We start from the raw sequence: 25,891 nt of genomic DNA, 5'->3' as shown, positions 1-25,891 counted from the left end.
GGTATCTCGCCGCACCCGTAGACGGGACGGCAGGGCACCAGAACTGCGGGGGGACCGCACAAGGACAGTGTGGTTCTGTCGGCTTACCGGTGGCGAGCCTACGCGTGTCGTCACGCTTGTCCTAACCGGGTCTCGGGCGAAAATCGGGTATGCTATGGGACGAGTCGGATCCCGGACGGCCGCTGAAGTTCGCCAACGCGGCCGTTGCTGCGTGTGAGGGCCGATGCCGAAGTGGTGGCGCGTGGCGTCGCGATCGAGAGATTGAACGTTCCACAGCACGACGACAAGGGGCAGGAATGACAGATGTGACCAAGGGATTGCGCTGGGCACGCCGACTTTTGGTCGGCGCGGTGGCTGCTGCAGCGTTGCCGGGCCTGATCGGCCTGACAGGTGGCGAGGCGACCGCATCCGCGTTCTCCCGGCCGGGTCTGCCGGTCGAGTACCTGCAGGTGCCTTCGGCAGGTATGGGCCGTGACATCAAGGTCCAGTTCCAGCCTGGCGGCTCGGGCTCCCCGGGCCTGTACCTGCTCGACGGCATGCGTGCCCAGGACGACTACAACGGCTGGGACATCAACACCCCGGCATTCGAGTGGTACTACCAGTCGGGCATTTCGGTGATCATGCCGGTCGGTGGCCAGTCCAGCTTCTACAGCGACTGGTACAAGCCGGCCTGCGGCAAGGCGGGCTGCTCCACCTACAAGTGGGAGACCTTCCTGACCAGCGAGCTGCCGGCCTACCTGGCGTCGGAGTACGGCGTGAGCCAGAGCCGCAACGCCGCGGTCGGCCTGTCGATGGCCGGCGCCTCGGCTCTGACGCTGGCGATCTACCACCCCAACCAGTTCACCTACGCCGGTTCCCTGTCCGGCTACATCAACCCCTCCGACGGCAAGAGCTGGATCGGGTTGGCCATGGGTGACGCCGGCGGTTACAAGAAGGAAGACATGTGGGGTCCCGACAGTGACCCGGCATGGTTGCGCAACGACCCGACCATCAACGTCGACAAGCTGGTGGCCAACAACACCCGCCTGTGGGTCTACTGCGGTAACGGTCGCCCCAACGAACTGGGCGGCGACAACATCCCCGCGACGTTCCTTGAAGGCAACTTCATGATCGGCCAGAACAAGAAGTTCCAGGATCTCTACACCGCGGCCGGTGGCAACAACGCGATCTTCAACTTCCCCGACTACGGCACCCACAGCTGGGAGTACTGGGGCCAGCAGCTGCAGGCCATGAAGCCCGACCTGCAGAGCCACCTCGGCGCCAGCGGCGGCGGAAGCTGATCGCCTGACCCGAGCAGTTCGGTTCTAGTAGCTGGCCCCATCCCCTTCCGGGTGGGGCCAGTCACTTTTGCCACGAGGGGGTTACCCTGCTGTCGCGAACGTGATTGGATTGCCGGCATGCAGGGTTCTGCGACAGTCCATATGGCGGCTCCGGCCGAGCGGATCTGGGATCTGGTGGCCGACGTCCGCAACATCGGGAAATTCTCGCCGGAGACCTTCGAGGCCGAATGGCTCGATGGAGCCGACGGTCCAGCGGTGGGCGCTCGGTTTCGTGGGCATGTCCGGCGCAACGGAATCGGGCCGGTGTACTGGACCACCTGTCGGGTCACCGAATGCGAGCCGAATCGAGTGTTCGGTTTTGAGGTGCTGGCCGGTGATCGTGCGGTGAACCACTGGCGCTACGCGCTCACACCCACCGCAGACGGTACGGACGTCACCGAATCTTTCCGGCTGACCGAATCGTTCCTGACCAAGGTGTATTACTGGTTATTCGGCGGATTCTTGCGGCAGCGCAACAATATTCGGGATATGCGCCGAACCCTGGAACGAATCCGCGACGTCGCAGAACAGGCCTAGTCGATCAGTTCAGGCTGTCCGGGTCAGCCAACGGCACCAACAGGAACGACGGGGTGGGTCCACCCTGGTTGACGTGGTAGAGACCTCCCGCCAATGCCTCCCGTGCCGACGCGTTCGGCACCAAGTGCGGGAAGTCGTAGGTGGTCAACGTCAGTCGCAGACGGTGCCCCGGCGCCATCAGTGCCGCGGTGGGGAAGATCTCGATGTCGTAGCGGGTCAGCTCGCCGGGCTCCACCGGGCGCACCGCGGCTCGAGTGCTGATGTGATGCGGGCGCAGCACGGTGCCGTCCGGCAGATACCAGGTGCGGTCGGGGTCCAGCTCGCGGTGCGAACCGAGCAGTGCCCCCATGGTCAGCGGGCGGTTGACCCCGTCCGGTGTCACGTCGTCCAGGTGAGCGACCCACAATGTCTCGGTGGTGTCGGCCGTCGCGTGCACGTGCAGCGTGATCGGGCCGGCGAGCATGGTCGGTGAGTCGAACGCCTCGGTGGTGTAGGTCAACGCACCGCGTTGCGCCCGACGGTTGTCCTGGTCGTGTCGGGTGCGGCCGCCGGCAGCCGTGGTCGCGTAGCTGTTCAGCCCCAATGACCACTGCTCCAGGCTGCGCCCGGATACCGGGCCGCGCGAGCGGTAGGGCAAGGCTGCCAGGCTCGGCCTGGCGGGGGGGTCGGCGCTCAACAGCCCTGACGGTGCCAAGTACAGCCGGGTCGGCGTCGCTTCGGGGATCGGGTACTCGCGGGTGTGGTACCAACGGTGGTCGCCGATCGGCTGGAACGCAAGCGGTGGGCCGGAGATGGCCGCGGTCTCATCGTCTTTCAGCCAGTAGTCGAACCAGCGCATCTGCAGATCCTGCATACGCAGACCACCGAAGTCCGAGACGTGATACCAGGGGCCCATCAGGAGCCTGATCCGGTCCGTCAGGGGTTGCCCCGGTTGCATCGGGTCGCTCGCGGGTCGGCCGGTCGCGGCATTCTGCAACGCCGCGTAGTTCAGCGGCGCTCCCCGCTGGAAGGCGTCGTGCCAGCCACCGACCAGAAAGACGGCCACCTTATTGGCGGCGATCTGCGACAGCACCCGGTCGGGCCGCATGGTCTCCCACACCGAACCGTCATAGGCGGCGTCGCCGCCGCCGCGGGCTTCTGCGGTCAACGGTCCGAAGTAGCTGCGCTGGTCTTTGCCACGCTGGCGAACCGCGGCGAGTCCTCCCGCCCGGGGGCGGGCATGTCCGCCGGGGGTGACGAACTCCAACGCCGGGTTGATCAGGTTCAGCAGCGAGTAGATCGCACCGTAGCCGCGGACGGCAGGCAGGTGCAGAACGCCGCCCATGGTTGCGACGTCGCGGTAGAAGTCGTTGGCGGCCATGACCGGAAAGACGGCCTTCAGCGGCGAATCGGGGCCCACCGCCGCGGCGGTGAACAATTGGTTGATCGCCAGATAGGAGATTCCGAACATGCCTACGCGGCCATTGGAATTCGGCAGCGTCGACGCCCAGGTGACCAACTCGGCGCCGTCTCGGGCTTGGTCGGCGCTCAACATCGCGAAGGAACCACCGGATGCCCCGGTACCGCGAACATCGACCATCACCTCGATGTAGCCGCGCTTGATCAGCCGCGGGGTCGGACCGCCGCCGATCTGCGCGGCCGGGGGCGGCGCCAGTTTGCCGTAGGGCGTCAGCGCCAACAGCACGGGAAACGGCCCGTCGGCGGGCGCACCGGTCTCGGCGACCGTGGGGTAATGCACGTCGGCGCGCAGCACAACACCGTCGCTCATCTCCACGGCGACGTTGCGCCGTACCCCGACGCCGTAACGGGCCGGCCCGGCGGTCCACTCCGGGCTCAGCGGCGATGCACTCGGCTTGCGTTTCCGAGGGCCTGCGAATCGGCGCGCGGCGAATCCAGCGGCCCCAGCCCCAGCTGCAACTGCGGCCGCCCCGACCAACGCCCATCCGACCCGGCGCGGCCGTCCCGTGCGGGTCAAGCGCGGCTGGGCAGGGTAAGCGAGCAGGCCTGTCCGATGTCCAGGGTGCGCAACACTCGGCCCATACCGACCCACAGGGCACACGACAACGCGAGGTCGGCGAGCAGCTCGTCGGTGAAGTGCGGTGCGCACCGCGACCAGAAGTCCTCGTCGTCGCGCAGGCTGATGTGGTCGGTGGCGAAGCGGTGGGCGAACTCGGCGGCGAGCCGTTCCTGCGGGCTGTAACCAGGCCAGGTCCGCCACTCTGCCGCGTGCTCGTAGAGGTCCTCGCCGACCCCGGCCGCCGGACCATCTGCGTCGCGCGTGTTGACGCAGACGGTGCATTCGTTGTCGAAGGCGATGACCATGCGGGCCAGCTCTCGGGTACGCATCGGCAGGCGGCCCGCGTTGTAGACCGCGGCACTGAAACCACCGATACCTGCAGCCAGGTCAGGCGATTTGACCATCCAACCCATCACGTCGTCCGCGGCGAAACTCCCGATTCGGCTCATGGTTAGGGATACTAGCGGCGATCGCTAGGGCGGCGGAGCCGGTCGACGCGGATCGCCGCCATCAGGTTCGGCGGTCGTGGCGGTCACCCGTGGGCGGTGCTGGCGAACTCCGCGGACTCCCCCGCATCGTCGGGATCGATCAACGCTCGCCGCGCGATCCGCTCCAGCGCGGCCCCGACCTCGGCCCGATCCGGGCGGCCCTCGAAGCCGGGCGACCGGGCCAGCTTGTCGACCACCCAGTCCTGTACCAGCGACGACACGAACCCGACCTGACGCAGACCCGCGCGGGTGAGTCCCAGGTGATCGCCGTCGCGCAGCGCATAACCCTGTTCCACCAGCCGATCGACGGTGGGCTCGAGGATTTCGTAGGGCACCCGCAGGCGCGTGCCGATGTCGCTGAGCCGCGCGGTCCGAAACACCTGCGTGTAGCGGTAGATGCGCAGGACCGTCCACAGACCCGCGACGTCGAGCTGGCAGTCGGGGCGCAGCGCGATGGAACGCAGCCGCATCCCGGGCTCGTTGTGCAGGAGTCGACCGACCGCCTTCTCCAACAGCTCGTCGGAGGACGCGGTGGTGGGCATGCCGAACCCGTCACCGAGGTCGACCGCATTGTCGTGCAACTCCTTGAGCGGAACCTCGCGCAGAAACAGGGCCAGCACGAAGCCGAGCAGCGCGACCGGCGCGGCGCACAGGAACACCTGCCCGAGCGCGTCGGCGTAGGCCGCCACGATCGGTTCCGCCTGCTGGGGCGACAACCGGCGCACGGCCTCGGGCGAGTCGGCCGCACCGGCGGCCAGCCCAGCGCTGCGCAGCGCCGGGCCCAGCCGGTGGGCCAGGAAGTTCACGAACAGTGACCCGAATACGGCGGCACCGAACGAGCTGCCGATGGTCCGGAAGAACGTGACTCCGGATGTCGCTACACCGAGGTCGGCGAAACTGGACGTGTTCTGCACGACCAGGACGAGGACTTGCATCGACAGCCCGATCCCGGCGCCCAGGATGAGCAGGTAGACCGACTGAACCAGCGCCGGCGTGGCCGCGTCCATCTGCGACATCAACGCGAAGGCGATCGTCATCAGGGCCGTACCGACCACCGGGAAGATCTTGTAGCGGCCGGTGCGTCCGACCAGGGCGCCGCTGCCGGTGGAGGTCACCAGCATGCCCACCACCATGGGCAGCGTGCGCAGGCCGGACGTGATGGCCGAGACCCCGTCGACGTACTGCATGAAGGTGGGAAGGAAGGTGAGTGCACCCAGCATCGCGAAGCCCACGACGAACGCCAGGACGCAGCACACGGCGAACACCGGGTCGGCGAACAGCCGGGTCGGCAGGATGGGCGCCGCGGCCCGGCTTTCCACCCACACGAACACGGCGAGTGCGGCTGCCGAGCCGACGAACAGGCCGATAATCACCGCTGACCCCCAGGCGTAACGCGTGCCACCCCAGCTGGTGGCGAGCGTCAATCCGGTGGCGCCCGCGCCGATCAACACGATCCCGGCGTAGTCGATGACGGGTTTGGCGTGCCCCGCCAGGGCCGGGATCGCCACCCCGGCCACGACCAACACCACCACCGAGATCGGCAGATTGATCCAGAACGCCCACCGCCAGGTGAGGTAATCGGTGACGTAACCACCCAGCAGCGGTCCGATCACTGTGGTGACGCCGAAGACCGCGCCGAGCATGCCCTGGTAGCGGCCTCGGTCCCGCAGGGGGATCACTTGGCCGATGAGTGCGGCGGCGGTGACGGTGATCGCGCCACCGCCGAGACCTTGCAAGGCCCTGGACCCAACCAGCATTCCCATGGACGTGGCCATGCCGCACAACACCGAGCCGGCGACGAAGCACACCACCGCGGTTTGGAACACCCGCTTGCGGCCGAACAGGTCACCGAGTTTGCCGGCCAGGATCGTGGCGATGGTCGACATCAGCAGGTAGCTGGTGACGACCCAGGACTGATGGCCGGCGTTGCCCAGATCCGACACGATCGTGGGCAGGGCTGTCGCAACGATGGTCTGGTCCAGCGCGGCCATCAGTAGGCCGAAGACAATCGCCAGGAAGATCAGGTTGCGGCGGTGCGGGCTGACCGGCGCGGGTCGCACGTCGTCGGCGACCGGCGTTTCGGTCATACGCACCTTTCCTTCGACGGTGGCCGCTCGATCAGCGGTGGCGCCCCGCTGCGCCCGGCTCAGCCACTCACGAGGGCGGCCGGGCGACGCACTGCGCGGAATACAGCGCGTCGCCGAGCTTGTCCATCAGCTCCAGTTGGGTTTCCAGGTGATCGATGTGGGACTCCTCGTCGACGAGGATGGTCTCCAGAATCTTGGCGGTGGTGCTGTCCTGCTTGTCCCGGCACATGACGATGCCGGGCCGCAATCGGTTGAGCACGTCGATCTCCAGCGCCAGGTCGCTCTCGAACTGCTCGCGCAGGGTCTGCCCGATGCGCAGGGACCCGATCCGCTGGTAGTTCGGCAGGCCGCCGAGCATGAGAATCCGGTCGGTGACCGCCTCGGCGTGGCGCATCTCCTCCATCGACTCTTCACGGGTGTGCCCGGCCAGCTCGGTGAAACCCCAGTTGTCCTGCATCTTCGCGTGGAGGAAGTACTGGTTGATCGCGGTGAGCTCACTGGTCAGCTGGTCGTTGAGCAGCTTGAGAACCTCGGGGTCGCCTTGCATGATCTCTCCTCTGGTGTGAAGAACCTCGCATGCCGGCCGCGACGGGCGGAACAGTGATGATCGCCGTGACGCGCCGAATCTCAATCTAGTGCAGGCCACCGGCTACGGGGAGATGTTTACCCGGGTCTCGGCGCGTCGAATCGCCGCACCGCCTTCGGGCCTCCGGGCGATTTCCTGATCGCCGGCCGCTGCCAGACCCATGGAAGGTGCGCTTTACTTAGGTTAGACTCTACTAACATGAGACTCGCTTCGCCTGGCAATCGTGTCGGCATTTCGGGCGGCGGATTCTCGCAGGGCAATGATCCGCATTCGCTGGTGCTGGCGCTGGACTACCGCGTCGACGATGTCGACCGGACCTGGTCGCTGATCGAGCACGACCATTCCCCGCTGCGGGGTCTGGGCGCCCGCCATGCCGTGCTGTACACCTCGGAGTCAGAGCCCAACCGGGTCTTGGTCACGATCGGTCTGCGGCACCGGGCCTCGGTCAAGGAGTTGCTTCGCTCCCCCGCCGTTTTCGAGTGGTTCGACCGCTCGGGGGTCAACGATCTGCCGGCGATCTTCGCCGGTGAGGTTCGAGAAAAGATCAACCTGGCCCAGTCCGACTCCGAGCAGGGCGGTACGGAGGTGATCGTCGGTGCGGTTGCCACGGTGGCCGACCCCGCGGAACTGATGGCCAAGGTCCATGTCGGGCTCGACAGGTTCGCCGCCGCCGGGGTGCGCAAAGTGTGGGTCTATCAGGCAGTCGATGACGGACATGAGGTGATGACGCTGCTGGAATTCGACAGCGCGGCAAGTGCACAACGATTCAACGACCACCCGGACTCCGCCGCGGAGTGGATGGCGGGCAACGGCAGCGGCGGTTACCCCCGCCCCTTCGTCGGCAAGTTCGCCGCCGCTATCGACCTGATGGCGCCCGCGGGCGACGGCCGGTAGGGGCGGGCCATGTATGTATGCCTGTGTGTCGGAGCCACCAACCAGATGGTGTCCGATGCCGTCGCCGCCGGCGCCTGCACGTCGAAAGAGGTTGCCGCGATGTGCGGGGCGGGCGGAGATTGTGGCCGGTGCCGCTGCACCGTGCGGGACATCATCGAAGCCACCCTGGCCGCCAGACCCACTGTCGACAGCGATGCACTGCACCGCCTGGCACTCGACATCAGCCCGGTGGGATCACACTGACCCGCCGCCCCTGTGCCCGGTGAATTCGGCCAGCGCATCCGCGTTGGCCTGGGCGCCCAAGAGCTCGGCGAAGAAGGCATTCTCCCGTTCGACGGCAGCCAGCGTCTCGGCCCGCGTCGGCTCGACCATTGCGCTCTTGACCGCCATCAGGCTCGAAATAGGCCGAGAAGCAAGGACTTCCGCATGACGCCGGGCTTCGCTGTCAAGCTCGTCAGGCTCGCAGACCGCGAAGATCAAGCCCATCCGCAGCGCCTCCTCGGCGGTGATCCACTCCGAGGACATCAGCAGCCAGGCCGCGTTCTGCCGCCCCATCAACTGCGGCAGCAGATAGGACGACGCGGCTTCGGGCGCCACACCCAGACTGGTGAAGGGGCATTTCAGCCGGGCCGTCGATGACATGAAGGCCAGGTCCGCATAGCCCAGGATTGTGGTGCCGATCCCCAATCCCAGCCCATTGACCGCGCAGATCAGCGGCTTGGGGAATTGGCCGAGCGCGGTGATCAGGCCCCGGAAGCCATGCTTGCCCGGTACGAAATCCGGGTCGGTCACCATGGCCTGCATCTCGGCGAGATCGGTTCCGGCACTGAATGCGCGCCCCGCGCCGGTGAGCAGCACCACCGCGACCTCCGGGTCCGCCGCGGCCGCCAGCAACGCCTCGGCAAGGGCGTCATAGAGCGCTTCGTTGAACGCATTGAGCGACTCGGGCCGATTGAGCGTGCACGTCCGAACGCGGTTCTTGTCTTCGATCGTCAGGATCACCCGTGCAGCCTAAACGCCGAGCCTCCGCGTCGTGGCTGCCACGCAGCTCACCGCAGCGTGACCTGGTGGCCTGCAGCGATCACGCTGCCGATGATTCCCGCCAGTCTTCGATAGGACTCTTCTCGCCCACTGGAGGTGCGAAATACCAGACCGATCCGCCGCCCGGGCTGCGGCGGCGCGAAGTGGGCCAGCGCCAAGCCGTTGCGCTCGACCTCGACCGCCACCGCGGTCTGCGGGATCAACGTCACCCCCAAACCGCCGTTGACGCACTGGACCGCGGTGGCCAGCGACGCCGCGCGTGTGGTGGCCAATTCCGCACGCACCCCTGCGTTGCGGCAGATCTCCAGCGTCTGATCCCGCAGACAGTGCCCCTCGTCGAGCAGCAACAGCGGCAAGTCCGCAAGCGCTGTCGGCGACACCCGGCGTTTGCCGGCCAAGGCGTGCCCCTGCGGCAACGCGAGCACGAAGTCTTCGTCGTAGAGCGGGATCTCGGTCATCCCGGTGGCGTCTGTGGGCAGCGCCATCACCGCCGCGTCCACCGCCCCCTCGCGCAGGCCGGTGAGCAGGCGGTCGGTCTGGTCTTCGATGACCCGCAGGCGCAGCTCCGGCAATTGGTAAGTCAGGCCGGCCAGCACGGCGGGCAGCACGTACGGTGCCACGGTCGGGATCAGACCGAGCCGCATAGCGCCCTGCAGCGGATCGACTACCCCCGCCGAAGCGGCCGAGAACTGCGCCGCCGCATCGAGTACTGCGTGGGCGTAGGGAAGCAAGTGCTGTCCCTCGGCGGTCAGAAAGACCCGCCTGGTCGAGCGCTCGATGAGTTGGACGCCCAGGCCCGACTCCAACGACGACAATGCCTGCGACAGAGTCGACTGACTGAGGCCCAGGCCGGCAGCGGCCAGGCTGAAGTGGTGCTTCTCGGCGACGGCGGCGAATGCCCGCAGCCCCGCGAGCGTGGGCTGATAGCTTGCATCGGTCATGCCGATAAGTATAGTGCCAAGTATCACCTTTTATTTTTAATTGCGATAAGGCACGATAGAGCGTGCGGGCGTCGAATGCGCCCCGAAGCAGATCTCACATCACAAGGAGTGTCATGGCACTGTTGACTATCGGCGACCAGTTCCCGGCCTACAAGGTGACCGCCCTGATCGGGGGCGACCTGTCGAAGGTGAACGGGCCCGATGAGCTCTTCACCACCATCACCAGCGACGACTACGCCGGCAAGTGGCGCGTGGTGTTCTTCTGGCCCAAGGACTTCACCTTCATCTGCCCCACCGAGATCGCGGCATTCGGCAAGTTGAACGACGAGTTCGCCGACCGCGACGCCCAGGTTCTCGGCGTCTCGACCGACAACGAGTTCGTGCACTACAACTGGCGCGTCACGCACGAGGACCTCAAGACCCTGCCGTTCCCGATGCTGTCGGACCTGGCCCGCGATCTGGTGCGGGACACCGGCGTGCTCAACGCTGACGGTGTCGCCGACCGGGCCACCTTCATCGTCGACCCCAACAACGAGATTCAGTTCGTCTCAGTGACCGCGGGTTCGGTGGGCCGCAATGTCGACGAGGTGCTGCGGGTGCTCGACGCGCTGCAGTCCGACGAGCTGTGTGCCTGCAACTGGAAGAAGGGCGAGGCGACCCTGAACGTGGGCGAGCTGCTCAAAGAGTCGCTCTGATCGCAGTCGTATGAGTCGCGCTCGGGCGATGCCGAGCGCCAGGATGAGGAGGAACAGCGACACATGAGTATCGAGAACCTCAAGAACGCGATCCCGGAGTACGCCAAGGACCTCAAGCTCAACCTGGGTTCGATCGCCCGCACCACGGTCCTCAACGACGAGCAGCTCTGGGGCAGTCTGCTGGCCAGCGCCGTCGCCACGCGCAACGCGACGGTACTGGCTGAGATCGGAGCCGAGGCCGCCGACAACCTGTCGGCGGAGGCCTACCAGGCCGCGCTCGGCGCCGCGTCGATCATGGGCATGAACAACGTGTTCTACCGTGGCCGGCACTTCCTGGACGGCAACTACGACGACCTGCGGCCCGGGTTGCGGATGAACATCATCGGCAACCCGGGCGTCGACAAGGCGAACTTCGAGTTGTGGAGTTTCGCGGTGTCGGCGATCAACGGTTGCCAGGCGTGCGTCGCCTCCCACGAGCAGGTCGTGCGAGAGGCGGGCATCGGCCGCGAAGCGGTGCTGGAAGCCCTCAAGGTCGCCTCGATCGTGGCGGGTGTGGCGCAGGCGGTCTTCGCCGCCTCCGCCGACCCCACCGCGAACTAGGCGATCCAGCCTCCATCGGCGCGCGCCGGGGTGATACCCGGCGCGCGCCGTAGGCTTTGCCCCAAGGAGTCAGCGATGTCGGAGAGCAGGCGGCGGTTTCCCCGAGTGCACGACCTGGCGCCCTTGATCCGATTCCGCAGACCACGACTGAACAGCACGGCGCGACGCCTGGCGGCCGCGCTGACCGTCGAAGACCTTCGTCGCCTGGCCAAGCGGCGCACCCCCAAAGCGGCCTTCGACTACACCGATGGCGCCGCCGAGGATGAGATCTCCCTGGAGCGGGCGCGACAAGCCTTCCGCGACATCGAGTTTCATCCGGCAATCCTGCGCGACGTCACCCACGTCGACACCCGCCGCGACGTGCTCGGCGCACCGACCGCGTTGCCGTTTGCGATCGCCCCCACCGGCTTCACCCGGCTGATGCACACCGCAGGCGAGCTGGCCGGCGCCCGAGCCGCCGAGGCGGCCGGCATCCCGTTCTCGCTGTCCACCCTGGGCACCGCATCCATCGAAGATGTGGCCTCGGCGGCGCCCCGAGCGCGCCGGTGGTTTCAGCTGTACATGTGGCGTGACCGCGAACGATCGATGGCGCTGCTGCGCCGCGCCGCCGAGGCCGGATACGACACCCTGCTGGTGACCGTGGACTGTCCGGTCGCAGGGGCCCGAAGGCGCGACTCCCGCAACGGTATGTCGATCCCGCCGGCGCTGACCTTGCGCACCGTCGCCGACGCCGCCCTGCACCCCTCCTGGTGGTTCGACCTGCTGTCCACCGAACCCTTGGCGTTCGCATCGCTGGACCGATGGTCGGGCACGGTCGCCGAGTACATGGACACCATGTTCGACCCCAGCCTGACGTTCGAGGATCTGGCCTGGGTCAAAGCCCAGTGGCCGGGCCGCTTCGTCGTCAAGGGCATCCAGACCCTCTCCGATGCCCGCGCCGTGGTCGATCTCGGAGTCGACGGAATCGTGCTGTCCAACCACGGGGGCCGCCAGCTCGACCGGGCGCCCGTGCCGTTTCAGCTGCTGCCTGCGGTGGCCCGCGAGGTCGGAGCCGACACCGAGATCCTGGTGGACACCGGGATCATGTCCGGCGCCGACATCGTCGCAGCGCTCGCCCTGGGCGCCCGAAGCACGTTGGTCGGCCGGGCCTATCTCTACGGACTGATGGCAGGCGGGCAGGCCGGTGTGGACCGCGTCATCGACATCCTCGCCGAACAGATCCGGCGGACCATGCGGCTGCTGGGCGTCAGCGAATTGGCGGAGTTGTCACCACAGCATGTGACGCAGCTGCAGCGACTGCCGCCGCGCCGGTAACGGGGCGCCCAGGACTGGTTTGCGCCGCCGCCGGCGCGGGTATTCGCAGCGGGTGGCCAGTGACAAGGAGCTGGTCCGCCGGCTGCTCCGCCGTGCGGGCACCACCTACGCCCAGGAGGCTGGTATCCGGCTGCGCAACCAGCCGATGCCGCTGTTCCAGCTGCTGATGCTGTGCCTGCTTGCCAGCAAGCCCATCGACTCCGCTATCGCGGCACGCGCGGCACGTGAGCTGTTCGCCACTGGGCTGCGCACCCCCCACACGGTGCTCAAGGCCGATCGACAGACCCTGATCGATGCCCTGGGCCGGGCCGACTACCGCCGCTACGACGAAAGCGCCGCGAGTCAACTGATCGACTTGGCCCAGACCGCCCAGACGAACTACGGGGGCGATCTCCGACTGCTTGCCGAACGCGGCGGCCGCGACCTCGCGGCCGCCGCCCAGGCGCTGAAGACTTTCACCGGCCTCGGCGATGTCGGCGCGAGCATCTTCCTCCGCGAAGTCCAAGACGTCTGGCCATGGGCCCGCTCCACGTTCGACGATCGCGCGCTGAATGCCGCACGCGAGCTCGGGTTACCCGGAGATCCCCGCGAGCTGGGCGCCTTGTCGCAGGGTCGCAACGCCCAACTCGCGGCGGCACTCGTGCGCTACGCCGCGGACGCCGGAATTCGCGAGCGGATGGCCGAATGACGGCCCCCGCCTAGATCAGCGTCGCCGTACCGTCGTCGTGCACGTCTACCGCGGCTCCGGCGATGTCCTCGCGCACTGTCGACTCGGCGGCCTCGGGATCCCGGATCACCGCCATGGTGCGCGCCCCGTCGGGCGTACGAACAGCCAAGAACGCCTGTTGCGGCCGGCCGTCTCGGTCGAACGGTGTCGTCCAGGACTCCACCACACCGGTTCCCGACCACGCCCCCGAAGACACCGTGGTGGGTTGGGCGTCCACCGCGGCTTGGACGTCCTCCCAACGGAATCCGGCGGGCGGCGGTTCGGTGCCGTACACCCCGAAGCTGTGCTTGGTCAGATATCCCCCGTTGGCGGTGATCAGTCCGCGGTGCCCCGGATTGGCCACCAAGAGCTCAGCCAAGGTGGCGATCGAATGCGTCACGTAGTTGTTCCACGGGCCCCCGGCGAAGGTGAGTCCGCCGGTCACGGTCAGCGGCCGTTCGGGGTCGTCGGTGGGCAACCCCAGTTCCGCCGCCGCGACCTGCACCGCGGACGGGAAACACGAGTACAGGTCGACGTGGTCGATGTCGCCGATCGCGGTCCCGGCCAGCTCCAGCGCACGGGCTCCCGCGATCCGGATCGCCGGCGATCGATGCAATTCAGCCCGGTTGGCGACAGCGTAGGTGTCGTGGGCGTCGGCGCCGGCCAGCGGAAATACCCAGTTCTGAGTCGGCACCCGCAGATCGGTGGCGGTCTGCACCGAGGTCAGCACCAGCGCGGCCGCCTGATCGACCATGTTGTTGGAGTTCATCAGCTTGGTATAGGGCCAGCTGATCATCCGGTTCTTCGGTCCCGGTTGCCAGATCTCTTCGGCGGGCACGGGCTGGTGGATCCAGGCGTGCGGGTTATCGACGGCCACGGCGTTGAAGCGAGACCACAGTCGGCCGATACGGCGGCGATGATCGTCGGCCTTCTCCCCCGCGGCGATACGCAAGGCCTGCTCGAAAAGAGGGTAGACATACGCCGGCCGATCCAGCCCGATGCGCTCCTCAGCCGGACCGACCATCGGCACATCCTCGCCGTCGCACTCGGCGATGGGGACCGTGTCGTCCTGTTGGGTCCAGACCAGTCTGCCGCCGGCGCGACGCAATCTGGTTCGGGTTCGCCAGGTTTCGCCGCCGGTCACCAGCACCACTCCGGCGCGGCCGTCGCGGATGTCCAGGCAGGCCTGGTTCACCAGAGACTGCGGCACGTTGCCGCCCACCGGGCTGTAGCGGGTGGTGCGGGGCTCGGCCCCGATCCGCTGGGCCAGCAGAGCGCCCGGATCGCGGTAACGCGCCGAGAGCAAGTTCACCACCCGGATCGAGTCGACCGCACGCAAGACCCGATCGTGGGCGGCGTTACGCGCCGCCACCGCCATCAGATCGACCGGCTCAACCGGGTCGGTGTCGTCGCGATGATTGACCTGGCCGTAGCCGATCAGTACCGGTGTACGGGGGTCGACAGACATGGGCGTAAGACTAATCGGAGGTGAAGAGCACCCCATCGGCGATCAGGCGGTCGGTCTGGGCGTCCTCGAGTCGAAGCACCGTGCGACAGATGTCCCGGGTGTCCTGGCCCGGCAGGGGTGCGGGCCGCTGCGGTGCGGCCGGAATGTTGCGGAACGGGGCCGGACCGGTCTCTGCCGGCAGCGGGTGCTCGATCAAGGGGTGCGTCATGGCCGCGAACACGCCGCGGTGGGCCAGCTGCGGATCGTCGGCAACATCAGGCGGCCGGTTCATCGGTGCAGCCGCGACGCCACCGCCCTGCAGCAGTTCCCCCAGCTGGCTCGGGGCATGGCCGACGGTATGCCGGCCCACCGCTGCCTCCAGCTCGCAACGGTGGGCCACCCGGCCCGCACCGGTTGCGAAGCGCGGGTCCGAAGCCAACCCTTCATCGCCGAAAGCCGCAGCAACCGAATGCATCTCGGTGTCAGTGCGGATCGAGATGACACACCATTCGTCCTCACCGGAGCACGGGCAGACCAAATCCACCGCGGTGTCGGGCTGCACCGAAGGACCCGCCGCACGGGCGACGTAGCTGGTGTCAAGCTGGTTGACGGCGGTCTCGGCCTGCGACACGTGGACGTGACTGCCTACGGCGAAGCGCCTGCTCGCGATCAGGGCGGCCAGTGCGCCAAGGGCGGCGACGCGCGCAACCACGTGATCGGGGAAGACCGTGGTGGCGTCGTAGAAGGGATGCCGCCCGGGCTCGGCGGTGTTCTCGGGGGCAGTCCACAGCGCGGTGACGCCGGTGGTGGCCCGCACCAACGGGCCGTAGCCCATCCGGTCGCTCCACGGTCCCGACTCACCGAAGGCACTGCTTTCGGCCAGCACGATCCGCGGGTTGATCTCACGTAGGGCATCGTAGGAAAAACCCAGGGCGGCAAGGGTGCCCGGTTTGAAGTTGGCGAACACCGCATCAGCCGCGCCCACTAGTCCGGCGAAGACCTCCTTGCCGGCCGGGCTGCGCAGGTCCAAGCCGAATCCGGAATTGTTGCGGTGTGTCCAAGCGAACGACTCGCTCATCGCGGCCCCGGGGCGGGCCTGCCGCAGTCCATCCGGATAGGCCGCGCTTTCGACCTTGATGATCTGGGCACCCAGATCGCCGAAAAGCCGACTGGCTTCCCCGCCGGCCACGATCACGCCCAGGTCGACGATCCGCAGTCCCTCGAACGGCCGGGCGCCCACCGCTCCTGCCAAGGGCTGCTCAGTCAGCGCTTCGGCCAGCCATCCGGTGTCCGCGGCGCCGACCATCGGCGCCGAGGTGCGATAGCCGGCGCGCTGGTCGTCGACCACGTAGTAACCGGTGGGGATCACCGCGGGTAGGCCGGGCGCCAACTCTGCCCGGGTGACCGCCTGCGCGGCCACAAAATGCTCCTCGGTCAATACCTGCGCCGGATCGCCCACCGCGGCGATCGGCACACCACGGGATTGACCGGCCGCGACCAGGTCGATCATGTCTTGTTCGGCGAACAGCGCGCGGATGAGCGCACTGATCTGCGGCCAGACCGCGAACCGCTCCCCGATCACACCGAATTTGGGGTCGGCGTACTCGGCCGGCTCCCCCAGCCAGCTCCACAGTGCGCGCCACTGACGCGGGGACATGACACACAGCCGCACATAGCCGTCGCGGCATGCATAGATCGGGTAGGCGTCCTGATTGCGGGGCCGCCCACGCCATCTGCTCGACGCGCGTTGCGCGGCGGCCACCTGACCGTGCGCGCCGAATATCGGGTCGAGCACTGTGACCACCGCGTCGAAGCGGGAGAAGTCGATGTAATCCCCTGTCCCGCAGCGTAATCGGTTGTAGTACGCCACCAGCACTGCCCAGGCGGCCTGCACCGCCGCCGTCGCCGAGGCGATCCCATCCGGCGGCAGTACCGGCGTCCCGGTGGTGGGGCCCGACCGAGACAGCGCGCCGGAAAGTGCGTAGAGCACCGCATCGGTGGCCTGCCAGGCGCAGCGTGGCCCGCTGGTTCCGAAATCGGTGACCGACATCGTCACCAACTGGGAGAACCGGTCGGCTAGCTCAGCGCAGGAGGTCCCGAAGTCGCCGGCCAGGCCCGGATGGCCGCTGTCCACCACGATGTCGGCGCTACCGGCCAGCTCCTCGAACCGGTGGCGGTCTCGTTCGTCGGCAGGGTCCAAGACAATGCTGCGCTTGTTGGCGTTATGCAGCGCGAACGCAATGCTGACGCCACCCAACAGCGGCGCAGCGCTGCGCGCCGGACTACCGCCGGGGGGCTCGACCTTGAGCACGTCGGCTCCTAGGTCAGCGAGCAACCGGGTGACCGCATCGGCGTCGCCACCGGCCAGGTCGAGCACACGAACCGATTTCAGCAGCACGGGAGTCAGGGTAATGAATCGGTTGCCGCCGTCGGCTTGGGGCGCGACAATCGACAAGGTGAGTTCAGCCAGCGCGACTCCGTTACCGCCCCCGCTCTCCGACGACGAACTCGCCCGCCTGGACGCCTACTGGCGGGCTGCCAACTATCTGTCCGTTGGCCAGATCTACTTGCTGGACAACCCCCTGCTGTCCGAACCCGTGCGGGCCGAGCACGTCAAACCCCGGCTGCTCGGGCACTGGGGCACCACCCCCGGGCTGAACCTGCTGTACCTGCACCTCAACCGGATCATCCGCGAACGCGACGCCGACGTCATCTTCATCACCGGCCCCGGTCACGGCGGCCCGGCCCTAGTTGCTAACGCCTACCTCGAGGGCACCTACAGTGAGGTGTACACCGGCATCGGGGAGAACACCGATGGACTGCGGAAATTGTTCCGGCAGTTCTCTTTTCCCGGCGGTATCCCCAGTCATGTGGCGGCCGAGACGCCGGGTTCCATCCATGAGGGCGGCGAACTGGGCTACGCGCTGGTGCATGCCTTCGGCGCGGCCTTCGACAACCCGGAGCTGGTGGTCGCATGTGTCATCGGCGATGGTGAGGCCGAGACCGGGCCCCTGGCGGCCGGCTGGCACTCGAACAAGTTTCTCAACCCCGCCGTGGACGGTGCGGTGCTTCCGATCCTGCATCTCAACGGCTACAAGATCGCTAATCCCACTGTGCTGGCGCGTATTCCGCATGCCGAGTTGGAGACATTGCTGCGCGGCTACGGATACCGGCCGATCACCGTTGCCGGTGACGACCCCGCCGTTGTGCACCAGCAGCTCGCGGCGGCCCTCGATGACGCATTCGATGACATCGCCGCGATTCGCCGGGCTGCACGCGGCACATCCCCCACGACGCGTCCGGTGTGGCCGATGATTGTGCTGCGCACCCCCAAGGGCTGGACCGGACCGAAGATCGTCGACGGCCAGCAGGTGGAGGGAACGTGGCGGGCACATCAGGTGCCGCTCGCGTCGACTCGCACCGATCCGCAGCACCGCCGGCAGTTGGAGGAATGGCTGCGCAGCTATCGCCCTGCGGAGCTGTTCGATGCGTCGGGTCGCCTGCGGCCGGAGCTGGCGGCATTGGCCCCACGCGGGCACCGTCGGATGAGCGCCAATCCCCATGCCAACGGCGGGTTGTTACTGCGCGACCTGGACCTGCCTGATTTCCGGGACTACGCCGTGCCGGTGAGCGCACCCGGCACCGAAACCCACGAAGCCACCCGCGTGCTCGGCACGTTCCTGCGCGACGTCATCGACCGCAACCGTGACCGCTTCCGATTGATGGGCCCCGACGAGACGGCCTCTAACCGGCTCTCGGCGGTGTTCGAGAAGACCGATCGGGCCTGGCTGGCGCAGACCGAGCCCGGCGACGACCATCTGGCCTCCGACGGTCGCGTCCTGGAGGTGCTGTCCGAGCACCTGTGCCAGGGATGGTTGGAGGGCTATCTGCTGACCGGGCGGCACGGCCTGTTCAACTGCTACGAGGCCTTCGTCCACATCGTCGACTCGATGTTCAATCAGCACGCCAAGTGGCTGGCCGTCAGCCGCGAACTGCCGTGGCGGGCACCGATCGCCTCGCTGACCTATCTGCTGACCTCCCACGTATGGCGCCAAGACCACAACGGAGCATCACATCAGGATCCGGGCTTCATCGATCTGGTGGCCAACAAACGGCCCGAGGTGGTGCGGGTGTACCTACCGCCCGACGGAAACACACTGCTGTCGGTGGCCGATCACTGCCTGCGCAGCCGCGACTACGTCAATGTGATCGTCGCCGGCAAGCAGCCGGCCTTGGCCTACCTGAACATGGCCGACGCGGTGGCGCACTGCACCCGTGGTCTGGGGATCTGGGAGTGGGCGGGCACCACCGCAGGCGAGCCCGACGTGGTGCTCGCCTGCGCCGGGGACATCCCGACCCTGGAAACGCTGGCCGCCGCCGACATCCTGTATCGCGAGCTGCCCGACTTGGCCGTGCGTGTCCTCAACGTGGTGGACATCATGCGTCTACAACCGGCCACCGAACACCCGCATGGGTTGTCCGACACCGAATTCGATGCCCTGTTCACCCGCGACAAGCCGGTGATCTTCGCCTATCACGGCTACCCCTGGCTGATCCACCGGCTGACCTATGCCCGGGCCAACCACCAGCAGATGCACGTCCGGGGCTACCGCGAACGCGGCACCACCACAACACCGTTCGACATGGTGATGCTCAACGACCTGGATCGCTTTCACCTGGTGATGGATGTGATCGATCGGGTGCCGGCATTGGGCGAGCGCCAGGGGATGCTGCGCCAAAAGATGGTCGATGCCCGACTGGCCGCGCGGGCCTACACCCGCGAGCACGGGGAGGATGATCCCCGCATCACCGACTGGACCTGGCGATCGGACACCGACCTCAGAGGCGGCGAGATAAGGTGACGGCCATGACTGTTGCCCCGTCACCGATCCGGATGCCCCGCAAGGCGATGTCGTTGCTGTTCGGCGCCCTCATCGCGTCGGCCGCCATCGTCGGCGCCGGGTCCGCCGGCGCCGAGCCGGACCGGACGAAGGTGCCGGTCCGCTATGACCTCACCGGCACCGGCGTCGCCGGCTACATCACCTATCAGACCCAGAACGGCCAGGCGCACGCCACCAACACCCCGCTGCCGTGGTCCATTCAGCTGACCGGTTCGATGACCAGCGCCGACAGCCCCGCCTCCTACTCGCTCAGTGCGCAAAGCGCCGGTCCCGGCACTCTGACCTGCACCGTCACCGTCAACGGCAAAGTGATCAGCCAGAACACCGCGACTGGCGCCCCGGCTCGGGTGCTGTGCGAGCACCACGGCTCGACCCGCGCCGACGGCTAGCACGGCTCTGCTGACAAGAGGCGGTGCGTAATCGTCACCGCCGTCTGAGCGCCCGCGCGCGTAGAATTCGACACAATGTCCAGTCCTGAATTCGCGGCGCCCTGGGGGCGGCACCCGATGGTGGCGCACTTTGCGGCGTTGAGCCAGTTTCGCGCCTTCGTCGACGTCGCCGTCGTCGTGGTGGTCCTCGCGCTGGCCAATCTGATCGCGCATTTCACCACCCCGTGGGCGGCGGTCGCCACCGTTCCGGCCACGGCGATCGGCTTGATCGCCCTGGTCCGCTACAACGGCCTGAGTTGGACCGAGCTCGGGTTGGGACGTGCCCACTGGAAGTCCGGTCTGGGCTATGCGCTGGCCGCGGTGCTGGCCGTGGTCGCCGTTATCGCCCTGGGGGTCATGCTGCCCGCGACCCGGCCGATGTTCTTGAACAACCATTACGCCACCGTGTCGGGAGCCCTGGTGGCCTCCATGGTGGTCATCCCGCTGCAGACGGTGATTCCTGAGGAGTTGGCGTTTCGCGGGGCGCTGCACGGTGCGCTGCACCGCGCCTGGGGGTTTCGCGGGGTAGCCGCGGCGGGCTCCTTGCTGTTCGGACTCTGGCATGTCGCCACATCCTTGGGCCTGACCAGCAACAATGTTGGATTCACCCGGTTGTTCGGGGGCGGTTTCCTCGGCATGCTGGCCGGCGTGACGCTGGCGGTGCTTGCCACCGGAGCAGCCGGGTTCGTCTTCAGCTGGTTGCGGCGGCGCAGCGGCAGCCTGATCGCGCCGATCGCACTGCACTGGTCACTCAACGGGGTCGGTGCACTAGCTGCCGCGTTGGTGTGGCAGGTGTCTGCCTGAGCTCACCGGATCACACCACCAGAACCGCTGCCCCGGCTATGCGGCCCGCGGCCAAGTCCTCCAGCGCCCGGTCGGCATCGCTCAGTGAGTACAGCGGTGTTGTCACGTCGATGTGGTGCGCTGCGGCGAAGTCGAGAAAGGCCCGCGCATCGGCACGTGTGTTGGACGTGACCGAACGGATCTGGCGCTCCCGAAACAGGTGGCGCTGATAGTTGAGCGAAGGAATATCGCTGAGGTGGATTCCGGCGATCGCCAAGGTTCCACCGGCATCCAGCGCCTGACACGCCGGCAGCACCAGCTCTCCGACCGGCGCAAACAGAATCGCCGAATCCAGCGGCACCGGTGGCGGGTCGGCAGCGCCCTGGGCCGAGGCAACGCCCAACTCCAGCGCCAGTTCCCGCGCCGCTGCGTCACGCGTCATCACGTGGACCTCGGCGCCGCGGGCCAGTGCAACCTGGGCGGTGATGTGCGCACTGCCACCGAAGCCGTAGATGCCCAACCGCCCGCCCGAGGGTAGGTCAGCTCGCTGGAGTGAGCGGTAACCGATGATGCCCGCGCACAGCAGAGGCGCCAACTCGGTGTCGCTGTAGCCCTCGGGAAGGTGGTGGGCGAACGCAGCAGGGACCGTCGCGAACTCGGCGTAGCCGCCGTCGTCGTCCCAGCCGGTGTAGCGCGAGTGCGGGCAGAGATTCTCGTCGCCGCGGCGGCAGTACCGGCAGGCGCCACAGGTCTGCCGCAGCCAGGCGATTCCCACCCGGTCGCCTACGGCGAAGTCGGTGCCGGCCTCCGCACCGACCTCCACCACCTCGCCGACCACCTCGTGGCCGGGGATGACACCGGGCCGGTGTACCGCAAGATCGCCTTCGCTGACGTGCAGGTCGGTCCGGCACACACCACAGGCATGCACCGCGACCAGCAGTTCAAAGGGCTGCGGTCGCGGCACCGCGGTACGGACTCGCTCCAGCGGGCGGCTCTCTATGGGACCTGGCCGTTGAACGCGCCAGGCCCACATGGACGCTCCGGCAGGTTGTGACGCCATAGCCCTATGGTGCGCGCTCGAGCGCAGCGATGGCTACCTACGACGGACCAGGCCGAGGAGCCAGAGCAGGACGATCGCCCCGCCAAGAGACACGAAGAAGGTGAACCACCTGCGGCCGGCCTCGACGTCGACACCGAGCCAGCTGAGCAGCATGCCACCGATGAAGCCGCCGATCACCCCGGTCACGATGTTGAGCAGGATGCCCGAGCCGCCGCGCTTCATGATCCGGTGCGCCAGCCAGCCGGCGATTCCACCGATCAGGACATACGCCAGCCAGCTGACCGAGGTCGGCGTGGACAGTGCAGCAGCGAGGTAGCTTCCGGCCATGGGCGTGATCCTACGGCGATCACCTGATCCGGTGGGACTAGCTCAACCGTGTCGCGTTGCCGCCGAATCAGGCAGCAGGTGCCGGCGCTGGAGCGGGTGCCGGTGCCGGTGCCGGTGCCGGAACACCGGGCTCCGGGGCCGGCGCAGCTTCGGCGGGAGGCGCCCCCAGGGGACGGATGGACTCGGCCAGTGCGATGGCCGCGCCGGTGTCGACCGAGTTGTTGGCCGTCCCGAGCCACACCACGAACCAGCGCTCGGTCTGCGGGCCGGTACCGCTTGCCGGCGGCACACCGATCACGCCGCTCCAGATCTGGCCGACCGGCTTGGCCGGGTCGGTGAACTTGACTTCGTAGTAGGACGCGCTGCCGGTCAGGCCTCCACCTTCGAGCGGCGCGTTCACCTGGTTGGCGCGGGTTCCGGGATAGGGCATGAAGAACTCACCCATGTCGGATCCGAGGCGCGTGGCGGCCTTGCCGTTGTCGGTCTCGGCGCTGGCGTACAGCCGCTGGTCGAGCTTGCCGAGCACGATCCGGGTGTCGTTGGCCACCGGCACCGGCTGACCGGGCAGCATCGGCTCGCCGGTCTTCTTGCTCAGCAGCGATGAACCGTATTCGAGGTGACTGGTGTCGGACTGCACCCACCCGCCCGGCAGCACGAAGCTGAATCCGCCCGCGGGGTCGTCGACGCGTCCCAGCTCGGGTGCGGCGGGCTCAGCGGCCGGAGCGGGCGCGCCAGGCTCGGCCGGCGGCGCGTCGGCAGTCGCCGGCGGGACGGGAGGCGGCGGCACCGGGTCTGCGTGCACCGGTGCGGCTACCGCGAACGCCAGTGCGCCGGCGACCGCGGACGCGGCCAACGCTCGAATACCCCTTGAGGTCAGCTCCACCTGCTTCATGGCAGAAAAACTACCGCGTTGCCATCGGTACGCAAGTTACGCCGTGCCGAGGTGTGTCGCGCGCAAGGTGACTTCGTGGGCCTTGACCCCGAACCACACGGTGTCTCCCTGCGCCAGCCTCAGTTCCGCCGCCGCCTCTGCGGTGATGTCCGCCGCCAGCCCGGGCGCCCCATCCGGTTGGTTCGCGCCACGTACCTGCACAGCGCTGCCCCGCACGTCAAGCTCGGCAACGGCCACCTCGACCAGATTGCGGGGACTGCCCGAGAGCGGCCGCTCTCGGTAGACCGCGGCCGCCTGGGGTGTGCTCACCGCGACCACCGAAGAGCCCGGTCGCAGCCCCTCCTCGGCGATGCCATGCCACCGGTCCCCCCACCCGGTGCGCAGGACACCATCGTCCTCGAGCAACCCAGCGACCAGGTTGAATCCCGCTATCTGCGCCCCGAAGCGGCTTCGTGGCGCCGCCAAGACCTCTGCCGTGCAGCCGATCTCGGCAATTCGACCGGCCTCCAGAACGACAACGCGGTGCGCCAGCGCGAAGACGTCAAGCAGGTCGTGGGTTACCAGCACCGTGGTGCGGCCCGCCGCGCTGAGCACGTCGCGCAGCACCGTCCGTACCGCGGCGGCCGCGCCGACATCAAGACCCGCCAACGGCTCATCCAGCAGCAGCACCTCCGGTTCGGCGGCCAACGCCCGGGCGATCGCAACCCGCTGCGCCTGCCCCCCGGAAAGCCGGCGAGGCCAACGTTCCGCGAGCCCCTCGGCATCGACGGCGCGCAGCCAGGGGGCGGCGACGGCCCGAACGTGCGTCCGGCGCAGCGGCACGCGGCGGTGCGATCCGAACGCCACATTGGCTGCCACGCGCAGGTGCGGGAAGAGCAGTGGATCCTGCAGCAGCAGGCCGACCCTGCGGTCACAGGTTGGCACCTGCACGCCAGAGCGCGTATCGGTCAACACCCGATCCCCCGACCGCACTACACCGTCATCGGGCCGCAGCAGTCCAGCGATCACGTGCAGCAAGGTGGATTTTCCGGCGCCATTGGGACCCAGGATGGCCAGGACCTCGCCCGGCGCGACGTTCAGCTGCAAGTCCAGCCCACGCTCGGCGACCGTCGCCCGCACCGTCAGACCCGCCGTTTCAGCGCTCACCCGCTGCTGGCCAGCCGTCGGGCACCCAAGGCGAGTACGACCACCGCGGCAACGGCCACCAGGACCAGTGACATGGCTGCGGCGGCGTCGGGGTCAGAGACCCGCTGCAGGTAGATGGCCAACGGCAGCGTCCGGGTGACACCTTCGAGGGAACCCGCGAAGGTCAGTGTCGCCCCGAACTCGCCCAGCGAACGCGCGAATGCCAGAACCGCTCCGGAGAGCAGTCCCGGAGCCAACAGCGGCAGGGTCACCCGCCACCACACCGCGCTGGGCCGAGCACCCAGCGTCGCCGCCACCACGTCGTATTCGGCACCGGCAATGCGGGCCGCGCCCTCCACCGCGATCACCAGAAACGGCAGGGAGACGAACGTCTGTGCCAGCACCACCGCGGTGGTGGTGAACGCGAGGTGGATGCCCGCCGCGTCCAGGTAGCGCCCCAGCAGCCCGAGGCGGCCGAACGCGTACAGCAGCGCGATACCGCCCACTACCGGCGGCAGCACCAGCGGCAACAGCACCAATGGCCGCAGCAGCCGCACCACGCGCGTCCTGCTGCGGGCCAGGACCAGGGCCATCGGCACGCCCAGCACCACGCACAGCATTGTGCTGGCCGCCGCGGTTCGCACGCTCAACAGCAGCGCGGTGGTGGCCGACGGACTGCTGATCAACGTCCAGAACTGCGGCCAGTCGACCTTGACCGCGATACCGACCAGCGGCAGCACCAGGAAGGCCGCGCCGATCGCAGCGGGCACATAGACCCAGCCTGGCGGGTCATCGGGCCGGCCGACCACCGCCGGTCAGGGCTTACCGAAGCCGGCGGCGCGCAGCATCCTGCTGCCCTGCTCCCCGGTGACCAGATCCATGAACGCCCGGCCGGGACCGGGCCGGGGTGCCTCGCGAAGCACCGCAATCGGGTAGGTGTTGACGGCGCCGGCGGCCTCGGGGAACTCGATGGTGGCCACTTTGTCGCCGGCGTGCAGCGCGTCGGTGCGGTAGACGACGCCGGCATCGGCCTGACCGGTCGTGACCTTGCCGAGGACGTCGGTGACGTCAGGTTCTTCGCTGACCGGGGTGATCTCGACTCCGGTTGCCTGGGCGACCTTGGATGTCGCGGCACCACAGGGCACGGGCTCCTGGCACACAACTACCGCGAGCCCGGGCAACGCCAGGTCGGCGAAGGAGCGAACGTGGTGCGGGTTTCCGGGAGCCGTGACGATCGCCAGCGTGTTGGTGGCAAAGGGCACCGCCGAGCCGTCCACCAAGCCGGCCTGTGCAACTTTGTCCATTTGGGTGGTGTTCGCTGAGGCGAAGACGTCGGCGCGCGCGCCGAGCGCCAGTTGCGTGGCCAAGTCCGATGAGCCGGCGAAGTTGAAGGCCACCGCGACGCCGGGATTGTCCACCTTGAACTGCTCGGCGATCTCGGTGAACACCGCCTCCAGCGATGCCGCGGCGAACACCGTGATCGACGGCGGCACGGGGCCCGCGCCGCAGCCCGTCAGTCCCGCAGCCAGCATGAACACCACAGCGCTGCAGACCGCCCGGGCACGCCCCATGGCAGGCAGCCTAGCGGTGATCGCGAGCGGTGCGAAGCAACGCGAAGCGGGTCGCCGCCCCAGCGGCCCCGCGGTGATCGCGAGCGGTGCGAAGCAACGCGGGACTGTGGCCGGATTGTGCCTGTGTCGAGT

Annotated in this window: 25 protein-coding genes; 11 read left to right on the top strand and 14 right to left on the bottom strand. The window is 67.9% G+C overall.

The features are described 5' to 3' along the window. Window positions 1-296 precede the first annotated feature (296 nt). Together G6N09_RS17915 and G6N09_RS17910 are read left to right on the top strand one after the other, a co-directional pair. A complete protein-coding gene (locus G6N09_RS17915; protein WP_083023032.1) occupies window positions 297-1,280 on the top strand; it encodes an esterase family protein in 984 nt (327 codons plus the stop codon). Between the two features lie 117 nt (window positions 1,281-1,397). Continuing rightward, on the top strand, window positions 1,398-1,856 hold the full coding sequence (locus G6N09_RS17910; RefSeq protein ID WP_083023029.1) for an SRPBCC family protein: 459 nt from the start codon (window positions 1,398-1,400) through the stop codon (window positions 1,854-1,856). Window positions 1,857-1,860: 4 nt separating this feature from the next. On the opposite strand, the gene G6N09_RS17905 is transcribed toward G6N09_RS17910, so the two are convergent. From G6N09_RS17905 to bfr, 4 genes are all read right to left on the bottom strand, one after another. Continuing rightward, complete coding sequence (locus G6N09_RS17905) at window positions 1,861-3,624, bottom strand: CocE/NonD family hydrolase (protein ID WP_083023460.1); 1,764 nt, start codon at window positions 3,622-3,624, stop codon at window positions 1,861-1,863. A gap of 203 nt (window positions 3,625-3,827) precedes the next feature. Beyond that, complete coding sequence (locus G6N09_RS17900; protein ID WP_083023026.1) at window positions 3,828-4,322, bottom strand: carboxymuconolactone decarboxylase family protein; 495 nt, start codon at window positions 4,320-4,322, stop codon at window positions 3,828-3,830. A gap of 83 nt (window positions 4,323-4,405) precedes the next feature. After that, window positions 4,406-6,448: an MDR family MFS transporter gene (locus G6N09_RS17895; protein ID WP_083023024.1), complete on the bottom strand. Its 2,043-nt coding sequence runs from the start codon at window positions 6,446-6,448 to the stop codon at window positions 4,406-4,408. A gap of 67 nt (window positions 6,449-6,515) precedes the next feature. After that, the gene (gene bfr / locus G6N09_RS17890; RefSeq protein ID WP_083023021.1) at window positions 6,516-6,995 is read right to left on the bottom strand and encodes a bacterioferritin; all 480 of its coding nucleotides are present in this window, start codon (window positions 6,993-6,995) and stop codon (window positions 6,516-6,518) included. A gap of 237 nt (window positions 6,996-7,232) precedes the next feature. On the opposite strand from bfr, the gene G6N09_RS17885 reads away from it, so the two are divergent. Together G6N09_RS17885 and G6N09_RS17880 are read left to right on the top strand one after the other, a co-directional pair. Further along, window positions 7,233-7,928: a fatty-acid--CoA ligase gene (locus G6N09_RS17885; protein WP_109558820.1), complete on the top strand. Its 696-nt coding sequence runs from the start codon at window positions 7,233-7,235 to the stop codon at window positions 7,926-7,928. 9 nt (window positions 7,929-7,937) lie between these two features. Beyond that, window positions 7,938-8,171 (top strand): (2Fe-2S)-binding protein, encoded by a 234-nt coding sequence (locus G6N09_RS17880; protein WP_083023019.1) that lies wholly within the window; start codon window positions 7,938-7,940, stop codon window positions 8,169-8,171. Here the strand turns inward: G6N09_RS17880 and G6N09_RS17875 are convergent. Both G6N09_RS17875 and G6N09_RS17870 read right to left on the bottom strand, forming a co-directional pair. Beyond that, window positions 8,163-8,930: an enoyl-CoA hydratase/isomerase family protein gene (locus G6N09_RS17875; RefSeq protein ID WP_083023017.1), complete on the bottom strand. Its 768-nt coding sequence runs from the start codon at window positions 8,928-8,930 to the stop codon at window positions 8,163-8,165. The genes G6N09_RS17880 and G6N09_RS17875 overlap by 9 nt on opposite strands. Window positions 8,931-8,977: 47 nt before the next feature. Beyond that, window positions 8,978-9,910 carry a hydrogen peroxide-inducible genes activator gene (locus G6N09_RS17870; protein WP_083023015.1) on the bottom strand — a complete coding sequence of 311 codons (933 nt, stop codon included), beginning with the start codon at window positions 9,908-9,910 and terminating at the stop codon, window positions 8,978-8,980. A 113-nt stretch (window positions 9,911-10,023) separates the two neighbouring features. Here G6N09_RS17870 and G6N09_RS17865 point away from each other — a divergent pair, with 113 nt between their 5' ends. The 4 genes from G6N09_RS17865 (at window position 10,024) to G6N09_RS17850 (ending at window position 13,207) form a co-directional block, all read left to right on the top strand. Further along, complete coding sequence (locus tag G6N09_RS17865; RefSeq protein ID WP_083023013.1) at window positions 10,024-10,605, top strand: peroxiredoxin; 582 nt, start codon at window positions 10,024-10,026, stop codon at window positions 10,603-10,605. A 63-nt stretch (window positions 10,606-10,668) separates the two neighbouring features. Beyond that, window positions 10,669-11,205, top strand: coding sequence for an alkyl hydroperoxide reductase (locus tag G6N09_RS17860; RefSeq protein WP_083023010.1), 537 nt, complete (start codon window positions 10,669-10,671; stop codon window positions 11,203-11,205). A gap of 75 nt (window positions 11,206-11,280) precedes the next feature. Next, complete coding sequence (locus G6N09_RS17855; protein ID WP_083023007.1) at window positions 11,281-12,519, top strand: alpha-hydroxy acid oxidase; 1,239 nt, start codon at window positions 11,281-11,283, stop codon at window positions 12,517-12,519. Between the two features lie 52 nt (window positions 12,520-12,571). After that, entirely contained in the window at window positions 12,572-13,207 is a 636-nt protein-coding gene (locus G6N09_RS17850; RefSeq protein ID WP_083023005.1) for an endonuclease, read from the top strand. A gap of 10 nt (window positions 13,208-13,217) precedes the next feature. Here the strand turns inward: G6N09_RS17850 and G6N09_RS17845 are convergent, their stop codons facing one another. Together G6N09_RS17845 and G6N09_RS17840 are read right to left on the bottom strand one after the other, a co-directional pair. Then, entirely contained in the window at window positions 13,218-14,693 is a 1,476-nt protein-coding gene (locus tag G6N09_RS17845) for an acetyl-CoA acetyltransferase (RefSeq protein ID WP_083023002.1), read from the bottom strand. A gap of 10 nt (window positions 14,694-14,703) precedes the next feature. Beyond that, window positions 14,704-17,085: a CoA transferase gene (locus tag G6N09_RS17840; RefSeq protein WP_407662699.1), complete on the bottom strand. Its 2,382-nt coding sequence runs from the start codon at window positions 17,083-17,085 to the stop codon at window positions 14,704-14,706. Between G6N09_RS17840 and G6N09_RS17835 the strand changes: the two genes are divergently transcribed. From G6N09_RS17835 to G6N09_RS17825, 3 genes are all read left to right on the top strand, one after another. Continuing rightward, a complete protein-coding gene (locus tag G6N09_RS17835; protein WP_083022999.1) occupies window positions 17,084-19,534 on the top strand; it encodes a phosphoketolase family protein in 2,451 nt (816 codons plus the stop codon). The genes G6N09_RS17840 and G6N09_RS17835 overlap by 2 nt on opposite strands. A 5-nt stretch (window positions 19,535-19,539) precedes the next feature. Beyond that, window positions 19,540-19,962, top strand: a complete 423-nt coding sequence (locus G6N09_RS17830) for an MmpS family transport accessory protein (RefSeq protein ID WP_234806915.1) — start codon at window positions 19,540-19,542, stop codon at window positions 19,960-19,962. Between the two features lie 117 nt (window positions 19,963-20,079). Next, entirely contained in the window at window positions 20,080-20,805 is a 726-nt protein-coding gene (locus G6N09_RS17825) for a CPBP family intramembrane glutamic endopeptidase (RefSeq protein WP_179959917.1), read from the top strand. A 10-nt stretch (window positions 20,806-20,815) separates the two neighbouring features. Here the strand turns inward: G6N09_RS17825 and G6N09_RS17820 are convergent, their stop codons facing one another. The 6 genes from G6N09_RS17820 to modA form a co-directional block, all read right to left on the bottom strand. After that, entirely contained in the window at window positions 20,816-21,844 is a 1,029-nt protein-coding gene (locus G6N09_RS17820; RefSeq protein ID WP_083022994.1) for a zinc-binding alcohol dehydrogenase family protein, read from the bottom strand. A gap of 33 nt (window positions 21,845-21,877) precedes the next feature. Next, complete coding sequence (locus tag G6N09_RS17815) at window positions 21,878-22,171, bottom strand: GlsB/YeaQ/YmgE family stress response membrane protein (protein WP_083022992.1); 294 nt, start codon at window positions 22,169-22,171, stop codon at window positions 21,878-21,880. Window positions 22,172-22,238: 67 nt separating this feature from the next. Beyond that, window positions 22,239-23,063, bottom strand: a complete 825-nt coding sequence (locus G6N09_RS17810) for an alanine and proline-rich secreted protein Apa (RefSeq protein WP_109558818.1) — start codon at window positions 23,061-23,063, stop codon at window positions 22,239-22,241. Window positions 23,064-23,099: 36 nt separating this feature from the next. Next, window positions 23,100-24,209: a sulfate/molybdate ABC transporter ATP-binding protein gene (locus G6N09_RS17805; RefSeq protein ID WP_234806914.1), complete on the bottom strand. Its 1,110-nt coding sequence runs from the start codon at window positions 24,207-24,209 to the stop codon at window positions 23,100-23,102. Beyond that, window positions 24,206-24,997: an ABC transporter permease gene (locus G6N09_RS17800; RefSeq protein WP_083022990.1), complete on the bottom strand. Its 792-nt coding sequence runs from the start codon at window positions 24,995-24,997 to the stop codon at window positions 24,206-24,208. The genes G6N09_RS17805 and G6N09_RS17800 overlap by 4 nt, the downstream gene beginning before the upstream one ends. 6 nt (window positions 24,998-25,003) lie before the next feature. Then, window positions 25,004-25,759, bottom strand: a complete 756-nt coding sequence (gene modA, locus G6N09_RS17795; protein ID WP_083022988.1) for a molybdate ABC transporter substrate-binding protein — start codon at window positions 25,757-25,759, stop codon at window positions 25,004-25,006. Window positions 25,760-25,891 lie beyond the last annotated feature (132 nt).

It is taken from the genome of Mycolicibacter minnesotensis, assembly GCF_010731755.1.
In the GTDB taxonomy this organism is placed as follows: Bacteria; Actinomycetota; Actinomycetes; order Mycobacteriales; family Mycobacteriaceae; genus Mycobacterium; species Mycobacterium minnesotense.
The sequence above is the reverse complement of the archived record's forward strand: the minus strand, read 5'-3'. Positions and strand labels throughout refer to the sequence as shown.

Excerpts from the sequence above, each read along its gene's own strand:
- G6N09_RS17915 (WP_083023032.1), top strand. The coding sequence starts at position 297 with ATGACAGATGTGACCAAGGGATTGCGCTGGGCACGCCGACTTTTGGTC.
- G6N09_RS17910 (WP_083023029.1), top strand. The coding sequence starts at position 1,398 with ATGCAGGGTTCTGCGACAGTCCATATGGCGGCTCCGGCCGAGCGGATC.
- G6N09_RS17905 (WP_083023460.1), bottom strand. The coding sequence starts at position 3,624 with ATGAGCGACGGTGTTGTGCTGCGCGCCGACGTGCATTACCCCACGGTC.
- G6N09_RS17900 (WP_083023026.1), bottom strand. The coding sequence starts at position 4,322 with ATGAGCCGAATCGGGAGTTTCGCCGCGGACGACGTGATGGGTTGGATG.
- G6N09_RS17895 (WP_083023024.1), bottom strand. The coding sequence starts at position 6,448 with ATGACCGAAACGCCGGTCGCCGACGACGTGCGACCCGCGCCGGTCAGC.
- bfr (WP_083023021.1), bottom strand. The coding sequence starts at position 6,995 with ATGCAAGGCGACCCCGAGGTTCTCAAGCTGCTCAACGACCAGCTGACC.
- G6N09_RS17885 (WP_109558820.1), top strand. The coding sequence starts at position 7,233 with ATGAGACTCGCTTCGCCTGGCAATCGTGTCGGCATTTCGGGCGGCGGA.
- G6N09_RS17880 (WP_083023019.1), top strand. The coding sequence starts at position 7,938 with ATGTATGTATGCCTGTGTGTCGGAGCCACCAACCAGATGGTGTCCGAT.
- G6N09_RS17870 (WP_083023015.1), bottom strand. The coding sequence starts at position 9,910 with ATGACCGATGCAAGCTATCAGCCCACGCTCGCGGGGCTGCGGGCATTC.
- G6N09_RS17865 (WP_083023013.1), top strand. The coding sequence starts at position 10,024 with ATGGCACTGTTGACTATCGGCGACCAGTTCCCGGCCTACAAGGTGACC.
- G6N09_RS17860 (WP_083023010.1), top strand. The coding sequence starts at position 10,669 with ATGAGTATCGAGAACCTCAAGAACGCGATCCCGGAGTACGCCAAGGAC.
- G6N09_RS17855 (WP_083023007.1), top strand. The coding sequence starts at position 11,281 with ATGTCGGAGAGCAGGCGGCGGTTTCCCCGAGTGCACGACCTGGCGCCC.
- G6N09_RS17845 (WP_083023002.1), bottom strand. The coding sequence starts at position 14,693 with ATGTCTGTCGACCCCCGTACACCGGTACTGATCGGCTACGGCCAGGTC.
- G6N09_RS17835 (WP_083022999.1), top strand. The coding sequence starts at position 17,084 with ATGAATCGGTTGCCGCCGTCGGCTTGGGGCGCGACAATCGACAAGGTG.
- G6N09_RS17830 (WP_234806915.1), top strand. The coding sequence starts at position 19,540 with ATGACTGTTGCCCCGTCACCGATCCGGATGCCCCGCAAGGCGATGTCG.
- G6N09_RS17825 (WP_179959917.1), top strand. The coding sequence starts at position 20,080 with ATGGTGGCGCACTTTGCGGCGTTGAGCCAGTTTCGCGCCTTCGTCGAC.
- G6N09_RS17820 (WP_083022994.1), bottom strand. The coding sequence starts at position 21,844 with ATGGCGTCACAACCTGCCGGAGCGTCCATGTGGGCCTGGCGCGTTCAA.
- G6N09_RS17815 (WP_083022992.1), bottom strand. The coding sequence starts at position 22,171 with ATGGCCGGAAGCTACCTCGCTGCTGCACTGTCCACGCCGACCTCGGTC.
- G6N09_RS17810 (WP_109558818.1), bottom strand. The coding sequence starts at position 23,063 with ATGAAGCAGGTGGAGCTGACCTCAAGGGGTATTCGAGCGTTGGCCGCG.
- modA (WP_083022988.1), bottom strand. The coding sequence starts at position 25,759 with ATGGGGCGTGCCCGGGCGGTCTGCAGCGCTGTGGTGTTCATGCTGGCT.